The organism is Paenibacillus sp. J45TS6 (assembly GCF_018403285.1).
In the GTDB taxonomy this organism is placed as follows: domain Bacteria; phylum Bacillota; class Bacilli; order Paenibacillales; family Paenibacillaceae; genus Paenibacillus.
Genome location: NZ_BOSJ01000012.1, coordinates 38,916 through 52,506, shown reverse-complemented (window position 1 = coordinate 52,506; position 13,591 = coordinate 38,916). Strand labels below are relative to the sequence as shown.

Sequence of the window (13,591 nt, the reverse complement as noted above, 5' to 3'; positions counted from 1 at the left end):
TATCATATTTCTGCGGGATGCCGCAGAAGCTCTGTGTGACAGAACAGAATAGGCGTAAATGAAATAAAGTTTCTACCTTACAGATCCTCCGGTCTTTTTTCGATGGTCAGCCCGGGCACATGTCTTTTGGACATTAATTTCCGCTTCTTACGAATGTCTTTCGACTCAAACACAATATCAAGATCATACTCTTCTGGATACAACTCTTCGGCAGAGATTTGAAGTTGTAATCTTTTACGAGCGATCTGAATTCGTTTGCCCCTTACCAGCACGGTGCATTGACCTCTCGTATCCGTATCTACAATAATTCCAGACTCCTTCATAAAAGGAATCAATACACGATCTCCCGTTTTTATCGGTTTTCCCTTCAGTCTCTCCTTATTGTCATCTTGAGGACTTGAGAGAACAGGCTGCTCCTCCTGGGTCTTCGGATGTACATCTTGCTGTTGTCCTTCCTCGCCCTGATCATGCTGATCATTAGAGGGATCGTGATCTTCTTCCATTATGGTTGGTACAGTCACAGCAGATGCTGCTGAGGATGGAAAGGCTGATGCGACCGGTTTAGCGGCAATTTCTTTTGATCGTTCAATGATGTGAGGCGGTATCCCAAGCTTCAGTGCAATCGCAAAAGCGTAGCTTTGTCCCGCTTGCCCAATCGTTAGTCGATACAGGGGTTTAAGCGTTTCTGTATCGAATTCCATCCGTGCATTTTCAAAACCGGGTGTACTGCTTGCAAAGTTTTTGATCTCGGTAAAATGAGTCGTAGCAACAACGACAGCCTTTCTTTTATGCAATTCTTCAAGCAGGGCAATCGATAGTCCGGTGCCTTCACCGGGATCTGTCCCAGAAGCCATTTCGTCAATCAGAACGAGAGTCGATGCACTCGCTGTACTTAGAATATCAATCATGTTCTTAATGTGCGCAGAAAAAGTACTCAGTGCATGTTCAATGCTCTGTCCATCGCCTATATCCACTGCGATCTGTTCAAACATGCTAAGTTTACTTCCTTCGCCAGTGGGAATAAGCAGTCCCGATTGTGCCATTAGCGTAAGCAGACCAATCGTTTTTAAGCAAAGCGTTTTTCCACCTGTATTGGGTCCTGTAATAATGAGAGACCGATAAGAATCACCAATATGGAAATTGAGCGGTACCATGTTTTTAACAAGAGGATGTCTTGCTTCACGTAAATGGATGCTGCCATCACTCGTTATTTCCACTGATCGTGCCTGTATAGATAGAGCATAACGTGCTTTTGCTAATAGAAAATCGTACAGACCCACCGTATCGGTATTCACTTGTAGTTCATACCTATAAGAGTCAGCAAGCTGGGTAAGTTCACTGAGAATTTTACTTTCTTCACGCTGTTCCTGCGCTCTATACATGTTCAGTTCCATTTGGAGCATCGAAATATCTGTGGGTTCAATAAATACAGTCTGGCCGCTTGCTGATTCGTCGATGATGGTACCTTTTAGCTGTTTGCGAAACTCTTTTTGAACAGGAAGGCAATAACGATCGCCCCTTTTTGCTACTAACTGATCTTGTAAAATGGAACGGTGCTTGTTTAATAAAGTGTCTAGTTTCTTTTTCAGCCGTTCTTCAGAAATTGCTGCTTGTTTGCGGATTTTCGCCAGTTCCTTACTAGCCTGATCCGTAATTCGTCCCAGATGAATACATCTTTCTATTTCCTCCCTAAGGGAATCTAAGGTATACATAGAAGTGGCATAGGATGCCACGCTTGGAGCGATGTCTTGTTTGCTGATCATATATTTCTGGAGTTGATGACAACTTCTCAAAAACTGCAGCAGGTTCATAAAATCTTGTTCTGTAAACAGATATCCGGTGCCCAGCAGATTCATGATATTTTCCATCCCTGTTAGGGAGGGGAGTGGAATGCTGGAACTATAACGGATCAGCCCTAGAGCTTCTTCTGTTTCCGCAAGTTTCTGACGAATGATCTTCACATTCATGATCGGTTCGAGCTGTTCTATTTGAGCCTCTCCGAGATAGGATACTGCATAACCTTTCAGTTGTTCTTTTACCGTGTCGAATTCAAGACGCTGTTTACTGCTCTTATTCATGTGATAAGCTCCTTTTCGTTTCCTAAAGTGTTGTGAAAAATAGAAAAAGGCAGAGCTATGAACGATTGCGCTCATTGCTCTGCCTTTTATGGGGGAGATCTCGGATAGGTGTGGCGTACCATAAGTAGAAATGATTGCAGAAGGCATGTTCTGCAGCCTGTATAAGCTTGTGGCTTACAGAGCATGCATAAATCCTTCGCTTATCATTTCCGTTTATCTACGCGGCTTTTCTTGTGAACGGTACCCTCAAGATGTAATGGAGGTACAAAAAAACCGTGCTGAAAAACAGCACGGCCTTACGTTCACAAAAATATCCGGGGGGTGACTACCCGCTGGAGAGTTATGTTGTCCGCTGTTCTTAACTGATTTCACGAGGATGATCTAGTCGCCATAGCAGGGCATCAAAAAATAAACGTCGCTATAGGGACGAAAAAAAGAAAATCCTCAGTATGAAATTTGATTAGTTAAGAACATACCCCGACATGAAATTCTCTCCTTTGAATAGAAGTTATAAACTATAATATGCGGCTACAGATGAAATGTCAAACCTTAGTTGCCCATAATAATATCCTGGTGTAAACTGGAAGGGATTCTAAAACTAAATCGTAGAACGGGAGCCTGCGGAAGCAAGCTGAGAGTACAACTAATCTGTTGTTGACCGGTGGAACCTGCCATGGATAATGCCAGCGTAGGGAGCGAACATGTATATTTACGCATGCATTCGCATGCGTTTTTTTGTGCATTCTGCAAAAAAATCATGATTCTTCTTATAAGGTGGGAGTCGTATCCCATTCCTCAGTTATCTATCTTTTCACCGTCAAAAACAGTAGATCAGACTCCCTTATCTCGAGAAAGAAAGGTCTGATGAAACATGCTGAGTATAAAGAAACTTCCATCCCTCATTACCCGCATTCATGAAGAACAGCCTTTAATTCATAACATGACAAATACGGTTGTCACGAACTTTACGGCTAACGGACTGCTTTCAATTGGCGCATCTCCGGTTATGGCCTATGCAGAAGAAGAAGTGGCCGAAATGGTCCAAAATGCTCGTGCACTGGTACTCAATATCGGTACCTTAACGACGGAACTTTTAAACGCCATGATCGTGGCAGGCAAAGCTGCGAATGTTTATGGAGTTCCTGTATTACTTGATCCAGTAGGAGCGGGAGCAACATCTTATCGTACAGATGCGGCCCTTCGCATGATCCGCGAGGTGAATGTAACGTTGATTCGAGGCAATGCAGGGGAGATCAGCCACCTGATTGGTGAATTCATGACCGTTAAAGGGGTGGACGCAGGCCAAACCGAGACTTTAGAAAGAGCGCAGTTAGCCATACGGGCTGCACGTACGCTTGGAACCGCCGTCATTGTATCCGGGCCAGAAGATGTGATTACGGATGGAGATGCGGGATATGTGGTGAAGTCCGGTCATCCTCTATTAACGCGTGTGACAGGAGCAGGGTGTTTGCTTACTTCCGTCATCGGAGCTTTTTTGGCTGTCGAACCTTCCATATTGGAAGCAGGAACCGCAGGTCTTGGCTTTTACGGAGCCGCAGCGCTAAAGGCAGCAGAGGACAAAGGACATGCGGGACCGGGTAGTTTTCAGATTGCTTTCCTCGATGAATTATCAAAACTTACTCCTTCTTCTTTTGAGGAATATGTAACGGTCATGGATCTCCATTCTTTGTTCAGCAAGGAGGGGACCCTAGGATGACCGTTGTAAAAGCATTAACCATTGCAGGATCAGACAGCGGAGGCGGAGCCGGCATTCAAGCTGATCTCAAGACCTTTCAGGAGCTGGATGCCTTTGGCATGTCGGCGATTACTGCAGTCACTGCGCAAAATACACTTGGGGTACAGGGAGTTCATCCCCTGCCTGCCCGTTTCGTAGTGGAGCAGATCGATTCCGTATTTTCCGATTTAAGACCGGACGCCGTGAAGACAGGGATGCTGTTTAGCAGTGAAATCATTGAAGCGGTAGCGGAAAGGATTAGCAGGTACCATGTGGACAAGCTGGTTATAGATCCCGTGATGATTGCCAAAGGTGGAACCTCTCTGCTGGAGTCGGAAGCGGTGGAAGCTCTGATCTTGCATCTGCTTCCACTTGCACTTGTCGTTACGCCAAACATTCCGGAAGCTGAGGTCATGACGAATATGGAGATTCGAACAGTTGCTGATCGGAAGGAAGCGGCGAGACGATTATACGATTTGGGGGCGGCAAATGTGGTCATCAAAGGCGGGCATGATGCGGTGAACGACATCATAACGGATATTTTATATGACGGTACATCTTTCACAGAGCTTTCGGGAAAACGAGTGGATACCGTTCATTCTCACGGGACAGGCTGTACGTTCGCAGCGGCACTTACGGCGCAATTGGCCAAGGGGACAGATATGAGAGAAGCAACATTAATCGCGAGAGAATTCGTGCAAGCGGCCCTTACCGATACGCTGGGTATTGGAAGCGGCCATGGTCCTACGAATCACTGGGCATACGCCAAACATAAAGGAGTGATTGTGTGACCCGAATTTCTAGCAGCCGTATGAAGGCATTGCTTCAGGTGTATTTTGTGATGGGAAGCCAAAATTGTAAGAAATCGCCGGAGAGCACGTTAGCTGAAGCGATTCAAGGTGGAATTACCCTGTTCCAGTATCGGGAGAAGGGGCCTGGATCGATTGGAGAGAAACGGATGGAACTTGCTCTTCATTTGCAGCAACTGTGCCGAGAACAAAGCGTTCCCTTCATCGTCAATGATGATGTAGATTTGGCGATTGCGATCGCAGCGGACGGTGTGCATATTGGGCAAGATGATGAAGAGACCGTAAGAGTAAGAGAACGAATCGGCGATATGATTCTTGGTGTTTCTGCTCATACGTTGGAAGAAGCCAGATTAGCACAAGAGCAAGGGGCTGATTACATCGGAGTCGGGCCGATTTATCCCACGAGTTCCAAAGAGGATGCACATGCCGTGCAGGGGCCGGAGATTATTGAGTCTATGAGGGCACACGACATGGATATCCCCATCGTAGGGATTGGGGGCATTACTTCGGTGAATGCTGCTAGGGTGCTGGAGGCAGGAGCAGACGGAGTAGCGGTAATTTCAGCGATCAGTCTGCCAGATGATATTGCAGAGAGCGTTAAAGGGCTGCGACATTAAAATGTAAAATGAAATGAGAAGGATACCTGACATCAGTTAGGTATCCTTTTTTCATGAAGAAACTTGTGGTTTTTTCGTCATGTTTGTAATATTCGCGATAGACCTTACACTGATATAACATACTAAGTGCCTGAGGCACAAATTGTATGAGTCATTTTATATAATTATCCAAATTGAAGTGAATTTAGTTTACATCAGTGACTTCTTCCGATTACATTGGTCTTATCAACGAACGAGAAAGCGGTGAGGTGAATGAACGAACGTTATCAAGGAATGGCGTATGACCAGCTGTTCCTGCCCAGATTGCCTGGACCAGAAATCGGCGAATTAGCAAAAACAGGGGCAATGGTTATCCTGCCGATTGGTGCAATGGAGCAGCATGGGCCGCATCTTCCTGTTTTCACTGACACACTGATTGGAGAAGGGATATTAACGGAAGCATTCATGCATCTTACTCGTGAGGATAATATCTGGCTTTTGCCGCATCTGCCTTATGGAAAAAGCAACGAGCATACCGGATGGAATGGAACAGTTACACTGTCAGCTTCCACTTTACTGGCTGTGCTGATGGATATAGCGGATAGTCTTGCGAAAACAGGTTTTCAGCGGCTCGTTCTATTTAATACACATGGCGGTAACATAGATGCTCTAAATCTTGTAGCGAGAGACATCCGCGAAAAAACAGGCATGTACGTTTTTCGGCTCGACGGCGGCGGATTAGATGATGAGAAGGACCTGCTTACACAGGAAGAACGAATGTATGGCATTCATGCTGGAGATTCCGAGACTTCCCTGATCATGGTTTTACATAGAGAATGGGTTCATGAAAATAACCTTCCGAATGAATTTCCTCCCATTACACCAGACCGGAAACTTCAATTTAGCAATAAACGATTTGCTTGGCTAATGAAAGATCTGTCTTCTTCCGGTGCTTGTGGGAATGCACAGCTGGCAACAGAAGAGAAGGGGAAGGCCATCCTTGCCTCAGCGGGTAGAAATGCAGCAGAACTATTTAAAATGATGTCTGTATTTAGTTTTAATCAGAAGAATGGTCCAATTGGATTCTTACCAAGGGAGAGATGACTTATGAGCAAGATCATTAGCACATCAGGGGTAATTCCAGCTGTAAAAAAAGGATCCGCTCCGCTCGTAGAAATGGAGAGAATCAGTAAAGTTTATCAAACAGGCACCATTGCACTCCAAGATGTAAATCTAAGTATTCCCGAAGGGGAGTTTGTCAGCTTTGTAGGCCCGTCTGGCTGCGGTAAATCAACGATTTTCAGGCTGATTGCCGGTCTTGGAGATCCAACGTCAGGAACGATGCGGCTCATGGGGATGGACCCGGCAGAAGCGAGAAAGCAAAGTGATATTTCATTTGTCTTTCAGGATGCTACACTACTCCCCTGGTGCAAAGTAATTGATAATGTCACCCTGCCGATGGAACTGCGCAAAATACCTAAGCAAGAGAGAATCGACAAGGCCATGCATGTACTGGAAATGGTGGGTCTTCAAGATTATGCTCATGCCCTGCCAAGGCAGCTGTCCGGCGGGATGAAGATGCGGGTGTCTATTGCAAGAGCGCTGGCATCTGAGCCGAAGCTGCTTTTGATGGATGAGCCTTTTGGAGCGCTGGATGAAATGACAAGGCAAACCCTGCAAGATGAGCTGCTTGGTATATGGCAAAAAGATAAGAAAATGACGGTATTGTTTGTTACACATAACGTATTTGAAGCCGTCTATTTGTCCACCTCCATCGTGGTGATGTCGGCTAGGCCCGGTAAGATTACAGAAACCATTTCCGTTCCTGTTCCGTTCCCGCGAAATGAGACTTTCCGTACTGCTTCCGAATTTAGTCAGCTTGTGGGTCAAGTTTCGGGTGTACTGCACCACTAAGTAACGGGTTACCCTGGATTGTTATGTAGACAAAGGAGGGAATCATGATGGCAATTGAAGCGGAAAAAGCCTTTATGCTTGGACTAGGGATCAATCGGGTACTGCTTGATTCAGGCTCAAGAGAGAAATTATCCAAGGATTATTACTGGTATTCTCCGGTACTCGAGAAGAAACTGCATGATAAGTTGGCGGATGGCATTATTCAACCTGAGACCGATGAGGAAGTGGTGAAGGTACTGGAAATTGCCTATGCGCATCAAATGCCTGTTACGGTCAGAGGTGCAGGAACAGGAAATTACGGACAGGCCGTTCCGCTGAACGGTGGAATTGTACTTGATCTGAGTAGACTGGATCGCATTGTGGAATGGGGTGAAGGATGGGCCCGGGTACAGTGCGGAGTGAAATTAGGTGTGTTAGAGCGTGAAGCTCGAGTACGAGATAGGGAACTTCGAATTTACCCGAGCACGTATATGAAAGCAACGGTTGGCGGTTTTGTCTGCGGAGGCTCAGGCGGAATCGGGTCCATCACTTGGGGGGACCTATGGGATGGAAATGTGCTAGAGGCCACCGTGTATACGATGGAAGAACAGCCGAAAAAGATGATCGTGAGCGGCGATGAGCTTCACGCCTATATTCATAACTATGGCACAACGGGCATTTTGACGGAGCTTGTGATTCCACTAGCCCCAAAAACAGAATGGACGCAATCCATCGTATTTTTTGATGATTTTATGAAGTCTATGGAATTCTCTTATACCCTGTCTCTAGATGATTCGATTCGTAAAAGACTTGTTTCCCCGCATGAATGGCCCATTCCCTCGTTCTTCCGACCGATCAAAAAATCCATTCGCCAGAATCAGGCGGCAGTACTTCTAGAGACAGCAGAAGGGACGCTTCCGAAGGTTACTGAACTTGCACGGAGCTTTGGCGGTGAGGTAGGGTACTCTATTCCATCCGAAAAATACCGAAGCGGCATTGGGTTGTCTGATTTTGGTTGGAACCACACTACCCTGTGGGCGCTCAAGTGTGAGAATAATGTTACGTATCTGCAGGCAGGGTTCTCCTTGGAACATTTTAGAGAACAGATCAAGCTCGTAAAAGATACTTTTCAGGACGAAGTTCTGCTTCATTTTGAATGGATGCGAAGCCGTGGAAAGGTAAGCCCTGCTTCTCTTCCTATTATCCGGTATACGACGGAAGAACGGCTAAATGAGATCATTGATTTCTTTAACAAACATGATATTTTCGTAGCAAATCCACATACCTATTCTTTGGATTCCGGCGGCCGCGGAATTTTGCCGCTGATGAAGCAGCGGAAGCTGGAGAATGATCCGCTAAGACTGCTGAACCCAGGGAAAATCGACTAAAGTGCCCTAAGAAAGAAAGGACGTGCGCGACATGGCAATGAATCAACCAAAGCTTGCATATGAGAAAAGCGGTCAGGACGGAAGTGGAACACCTTCCTCTACTACCGAGATGCTGGCCATTCCTCCAGCTCAGAAGAATAATGAATTTATAGAGAAATTCATTCCCCCAGCCATTGCTTTTGTTGTTGTAGTTGCACTGTGGGAAATGGTGACCCGAATGCTAGGATATGCTCCTTATCTGCTGCCAAAACCTTCTGATATTGTACTTGCTGCTGCAGAGAACTGGAGTAATCTGATGACCTCTGTACTCACCACAGTGTATGAATCGGTACTTGGTTTTTTGCTTAGTATTGTAATCGGGGTAGCTGGAGCAGTGCTGCTCGCTAGTTCCAAAATCATTGAAAAAGCGGTGTATCCTTACGCGATTGTCCTGCAGACGATTCCCGTCGTCGCGATTGCGCCGATTATTGTCATTTGGTTTGGTGCGGGGGTGAACTCCATCGTCATTATCGCTTTTTTGATCGGATTTTTTCCGATGATTTCAAACACGCTGATTGGTCTGAACTCTACCGAAGGCAACATGCAAAATTTGTTCAAACTGTACAATGCTTCACGTTGGCAAGTGATGTGGAGACTTCGTCTGCCTGCTGCACTGCCTTACATTATTGCTGGACTTAAAATATCTTGTACGCTTTCGGTTGTCGGCGCCATTGTCGGTGAATACATTGCGGGTATTGGCGGCGGTCAAGGTGGACTTGGTTATGCGATTACGGTAGCTTCATCGAGACTTCAAACGCCTTATCTTTTTGCTTGCGGACTCTCTGCTTCTGTCCTTGGAATTACCTTTTTCTTGCTAGTTAGTGCATTTTCAAAATGGGCACTCAGTTCTTGGCATGAATCAGAAATGAAATCAGAGAACTAGGATAAGAGTTCATAGGATAAGGGGGAAGCGGCGAATGAACCAAAAGGGACTTCCGTTAAAGAAAAGAATGCTCGGATTTACCGTATCGATGACACTTGCCCTTATATTTGCTGGTTGTAATGCGAGTACTGGAACGGGGCCAACAGGCGGGGATGCAGGTGCAGAGGAAGAGCCCACGAAGAAGGTGAAGATAACGCAAGTCACCAACTGGTTTGCACAGCCTGAGCACGGCGGACAGTACACTGCACTTGCGAAAGGGTACTATGAAGAAGAGGGCATCGATATGACCATTGAACCTGGTGGACCTCAAGTGTCTTCTATGCAGATTGTCGCTTCCGGCAAAGCACAGTTTGGAATGGGGCAAGCTGACGAAGTGCTCACCGCCAGGGATTCTGGGATTCCCGTTGTCGCCATTGCAGCAGTATTTCAAAAAAGCCCCCAAGCCATGTTGTTTCATGCCGATGCGGACATTACAGATTTTGAAGATCTGGACGGTCGTAATGTGTATACGGCACCTGGATCTGGTTACTGGGACTTCATTAAGAAAAAGTACAATCTAAATGAAGTGAAAGATATGGCTTATACCGGACAGTTCGTTAACTTTATCGAAGACAAGAATGCGGTCACCCAGTCCTATATTACTTCGGAGCCCTTTACACTGAAGCAGCAAGGGATTGAGATCAAATACTTACTTACCTATGATGCCGGTTTTCAGCCCTATTCTAATGTTCTATACACGACAGAGGAGTTTCTGAAGGGAAATCCTGATGTGGTGAAAGGGTTCCTTGCGGCTTCTGTTAAAGGATGGAATTATTATAAGGATAATTATGAAGAAATGAACGAAGTATTAAAGGAGAAAAATCCGGATCTGACACGAGAAGGGATGAAATATGGGGCGGAGCAGGAAATGCAGCTGATTTTTACGGAAGAAACAGATACTCACGGCATGGGGATTATGACAGAAGAACGCTGGACTAAACTACAGAGCGATATGTATGATCTTGGTCTGCTCAAGAATAAGGAAGACATCGCGGGGGTCTTTACAACAGCATATCTTCCGCAAGCTGAATAAAAAAAGGCAATAGCGTACCTCCTGCCATAGGTCAGTCATGATCTGCTTTCGGGTAAATGACTGTCCTATGGCAGGAGGTTATTTGCGTCTACAGATTTATTCGCGGTGGCTGCAATATTCAATATTCATTTAAGGAGGGATCTGTATGAAAGGTAGGATTCGGCTCATTAATGCGGCACTGCAAGGTAAGATGCATACAGGAAAACAGTATGAAATTGTGGTGGAGAGCGGGCAATTTAAGAGGGTCGAAGAACAACCTTTCGTTGTACATAATGAGCGGTCAAGACCTCTAGAATCTTTCTCTCATATCTCTGAACTTAATAGTCATGACCCGGAAGGGGAGCTTGTTATTGATCTTAAGCAACGAATGGTACTTCCCGGCATGATAGATATTCATATGCATCTAGATAAAGCGTTCAGTCTCCGTGAAGTCGGCAATCCATCCGGTACCTTGCTTGAAGCCATTCAAAGATATAGCCAAGCGGCTCCCTATTTTACGAAGGAGGTCATCCGTTCACGGATGATTCGAACCGCACTTCAGTCTGTTTCTTATGGGTCGACAAAGCTGCGTTCTCATCTGGATTTTCAGCTTGCAGCGGGGGAAGACGTAGCCATGAGAACCGTGGAAGCCGCTTTAGAAGCAAAATCGATGCTGGAGGGAATCGTAGATATTCAGTTTTTTCCTATGGTTCCTTATCGTGATCTTGGAAAAAGAGGACTCGATCTCATCGAAGAATCGATTCGTATGGGGATTGACGGCCTTGGCGGTGCTCCACATTTATCTGCGACCCCTGATCAAGATATAGAAGACATATTCAAACTTGCTGCAAGGCTGGACGTCCAGATTGACCTTCACTGTGATGAATCGGATGACCCTGCGAAGCGCACGGTCTTAAAGGTGGCGGAAGAATCACTGAAATATGGATATCACGGCAAGGTAACCGCAGGGCATCTGTGTTCCTTATCCTCCATGCTGCCGGAAGAGGCAGAAGAAATTATAGATAGGATGTCGCTTGCAGGTGTGCATGCAGTTACCTTACCCGCGGCCAATCTTTATCTACAGGGAAGAGCTGATCTTGGTCCGGTTCAAAGAGGGGTAACGAGGGTCCGTGAACTTCGGAAAGCGGGGATCATGGTAGCCGCAGCATCTGACAATATTAATGACCCATTCCATCCCTTTGGCAGAGGTGATGTGCTGCAAATGGCTTTGCTTACAGGATATGCTTCCCATTATGGTAGTCCGGACGATATGAATAGCTTGCTTGAAATGGTCACGACAGCCCCAGCTGAAATGTATGGGTGTAGAGGAGATTATGGAATTTACCCGGGATGCCCGGCTGATTTTGTCATTATCGATGCAGGATGTGCGGAAGAGATCTTTACTATGCTTCCCGCAGGACGCTGGGTTGCAAAATCCGGCACATGGGTCAGTATGACTCCATTCTCGAGGCAGTGGGGTTCCGCTAAAATGACAGCAATGTGGGAACAAGCATCAGAGACACTTTTACCGGAAAGGAGAGTGTAATATGGCGGAGCATATTCTTCAAAATGTCGTGCTGCTAAATGGACAGCGATCTGATATTTATATGGATCAAGGTAAAATTATTGCAGTAAGATCGTGCGGTACTTCAGATCATAAGCACATCGCTACCTTTACCAGGATAACCGATGGTAAGGGCGGGCTTGTAATGCCTGCTTTTGCAGAGTCTCATATCCATCTGGATACTGTACTTACGGCAGGTCAGCCGGCGTGGAATACGAGCGGGACGTTAAGCGAAGGGATTGCGATTTGGAGTGAACGAAAACAGCAGTTGACCCGGGAAGATATACGGGATCGGGCGATGAAAGTGATCCGGCAACTCATCGCCCACGGCGTCCTTTTTATACGCAGTCATGCGGATATTTCAGATCCGAATATGACTGCTTTACAAACGCTGCTTGAACTCAAGGAAGAGCTTGCTGAGATCGTAACCCTTCAGGTTATCGCTTTTCCGCAGAATGGGATTATAGCTTGCCCTGGCAACCGGGAGCGGATGGAGGAAGCACTAAGGCTCGGAGCGGATGGTGTCGGCGCCATTCCGCATGGAGAAAAAACACGTGAACATGGGATTGCGTCCCTTGAAATTTGCTTTGAACTAGCCCAAAAAGCGAATTGCTTTGTTCATGTTTTTTGTGATGAAACGGATGATCCAGAGTCTCGTTTTCTGGAATGGACAGCGGTACTTGCGATGGAGACAGGACTTAGGAATAAGGTAACAGCAAGTCATTGCTGCGCTTCTGCTTACTACAATGAACCCTATTTTCAAAAAGTGCTTAGCCTCATTCTATCTTCGGGGATTCATATTGTGGTGTGCCCACTGATTAATAGCTCGATGCAGGGGCGGTTTGATTCCTATCCGAAAGGTCGTGGTATCGCTCGTATACAGGATATGCTTCGTGCAGGGATCCCCGTTGCCATTGCACATGACGATCTGCTTACCCCATTCTACTCTTACGGCGATGGAAATCTGCTGCAGGCGGTACATATGGCTGCGCATCTAGCCCATATGACAGGCAGGAATGATGTGTTGCCGCTTCTTGATGCGATTACAGAGCATGCTGCGGAAGCGCTTGGACTAACGGAAGGATACGGGGTAACAGAAGGTTGTCATGCGAGTCTCGTTGTACTCCCAGTCACCGATCCGGCAGATGCTATACGTTTGCGGCCCAAACCTTTGTATGTCTTATGTAAGGGAGAAGTACTTGCCCATACCCCAGCGGTAGAGACTGCATTCAACCATGAATCTATCACGGGGTGATAGACATTTCCCCCTATACTATAGATGATAAAAACTGCCCAAATCCGCTGCTAACAAGGCGCTCCTGGGCAGTTTTTGTTCTATGGACAACAATGAATAGGTTCTACATAAAGTCCCTCCTATATTCCATTTAAAACATAGATAGGAGCCTTTTTTGTGACCACGGGGAAAATAGCCGACAACCTTTGCAGATATCGACATATACTACATGGTGTAAGCGTTTTCCGTGCTTGTTCTAGTCGTATGTATCGTAATATTCTCTGTTCATTTAGTTATAGTTTCTCTATGAAATGGCATTAC

General features: G+C 46.1%; 11 protein-coding genes. 10 read left to right on the top strand and 1 reads right to left on the bottom strand.

What is annotated here, in order from left to right:
• Positions 1–77: 77 nt before the first annotated feature.
• Positions 78–2,078 (bottom strand): endonuclease MutS2, encoded by a 2,001-nt coding sequence (locus KJS58_RS17185; RefSeq protein WP_213534269.1) that lies wholly within the window; start codon positions 2,076–2,078, stop codon positions 78–80.
• A gap of 871 nt (positions 2,079–2,949) precedes the next feature.
• Here KJS58_RS17185 and thiM point away from each other — a divergent pair.
• The 10 genes from thiM (at position 2,950) to KJS58_RS17135 (ending at position 13,291) form a co-directional block, all read left to right on the top strand.
• Entirely contained in the window at positions 2,950–3,795 is an 846-nt protein-coding gene (gene thiM / locus KJS58_RS17180) for a hydroxyethylthiazole kinase (RefSeq protein WP_213534268.1), read from the top strand.
• Positions 3,792–4,604, top strand: a complete 813-nt coding sequence (gene thiD, locus KJS58_RS17175) for a bifunctional hydroxymethylpyrimidine kinase/phosphomethylpyrimidine kinase (protein WP_213534266.1) — start codon at positions 3,792–3,794, stop codon at positions 4,602–4,604. The genes thiM and thiD overlap by 4 nt, the downstream gene beginning before the upstream one ends.
• Positions 4,601–5,239 carry a thiamine phosphate synthase gene (gene thiE, locus KJS58_RS17170; RefSeq protein WP_213534264.1) on the top strand — a complete coding sequence of 213 codons (639 nt, stop codon included), beginning with the start codon at positions 4,601–4,603 and terminating at the stop codon, positions 5,237–5,239. Before thiD ends, thiE begins: the two co-directional genes overlap by 4 nt.
• A 252-nt stretch (positions 5,240–5,491) precedes the next feature.
• A complete protein-coding gene (locus KJS58_RS17165; protein ID WP_213534262.1) occupies positions 5,492–6,322 on the top strand; it encodes a creatininase family protein in 831 nt (276 codons plus the stop codon).
• 3 nt (positions 6,323–6,325) lie between these two features.
• Complete coding sequence (locus tag KJS58_RS17160) at positions 6,326–7,132, top strand: ABC transporter ATP-binding protein (RefSeq protein WP_213534260.1); 807 nt, start codon at positions 6,326–6,328, stop codon at positions 7,130–7,132.
• Between the two features lie 47 nt (positions 7,133–7,179).
• Positions 7,180–8,499, top strand: coding sequence for an FAD-binding oxidoreductase (locus KJS58_RS17155; protein ID WP_213534258.1), 1,320 nt, complete (start codon positions 7,180–7,182; stop codon positions 8,497–8,499).
• Between the two features lie 109 nt (positions 8,500–8,608).
• Positions 8,609–9,421: an ABC transporter permease gene (locus KJS58_RS17150; RefSeq protein WP_213534392.1), complete on the top strand. Its 813-nt coding sequence runs from the start codon at positions 8,609–8,611 to the stop codon at positions 9,419–9,421.
• Between the two features lie 34 nt (positions 9,422–9,455).
• Entirely contained in the window at positions 9,456–10,493 is a 1,038-nt protein-coding gene (locus tag KJS58_RS17145) for an ABC transporter substrate-binding protein (protein ID WP_213534256.1), read from the top strand.
• 145 nt (positions 10,494–10,638) lie between these two features.
• Complete coding sequence (locus KJS58_RS17140; RefSeq protein WP_213534254.1) at positions 10,639–12,018, top strand: amidohydrolase family protein; 1,380 nt, start codon at positions 10,639–10,641, stop codon at positions 12,016–12,018.
• A 1-nt stretch (position 12,019) separates the two neighbouring features.
• On the top strand, positions 12,020–13,291 hold the full coding sequence (locus KJS58_RS17135) for an amidohydrolase family protein (RefSeq protein WP_213534252.1): 1,272 nt from the start codon (positions 12,020–12,022) through the stop codon (positions 13,289–13,291).
• Positions 13,292–13,591: the final 300 nt, after the last annotated feature.

Bases quoted from the DNA above. Each gene is read 5' to 3' on its own strand.
- KJS58_RS17185 (WP_213534269.1), bottom strand. From the start codon at position 2,078: ATGAATAAGAGCAGTAAACAGCGTCTTGAATTCGACACGGTAAAAGAA.
- thiM (WP_213534268.1), top strand. From the start codon at position 2,950: ATGCTGAGTATAAAGAAACTTCCATCCCTCATTACCCGCATTCATGAA.
- thiD (WP_213534266.1), top strand. From the start codon at position 3,792: ATGACCGTTGTAAAAGCATTAACCATTGCAGGATCAGACAGCGGAGGC.
- KJS58_RS17165 (WP_213534262.1), top strand. From the start codon at position 5,492: ATGAACGAACGTTATCAAGGAATGGCGTATGACCAGCTGTTCCTGCCC.
- KJS58_RS17160 (WP_213534260.1), top strand. From the start codon at position 6,326: ATGAGCAAGATCATTAGCACATCAGGGGTAATTCCAGCTGTAAAAAAA.
- KJS58_RS17155 (WP_213534258.1), top strand. From the start codon at position 7,180: ATGGCAATTGAAGCGGAAAAAGCCTTTATGCTTGGACTAGGGATCAAT.
- KJS58_RS17150 (WP_213534392.1), top strand. From the start codon at position 8,609: ATGCTGGCCATTCCTCCAGCTCAGAAGAATAATGAATTTATAGAGAAA.
- KJS58_RS17145 (WP_213534256.1), top strand. From the start codon at position 9,456: ATGAACCAAAAGGGACTTCCGTTAAAGAAAAGAATGCTCGGATTTACC.
- KJS58_RS17140 (WP_213534254.1), top strand. From the start codon at position 10,639: ATGAAAGGTAGGATTCGGCTCATTAATGCGGCACTGCAAGGTAAGATG.
- KJS58_RS17135 (WP_213534252.1), top strand. From the start codon at position 12,020: ATGGCGGAGCATATTCTTCAAAATGTCGTGCTGCTAAATGGACAGCGA.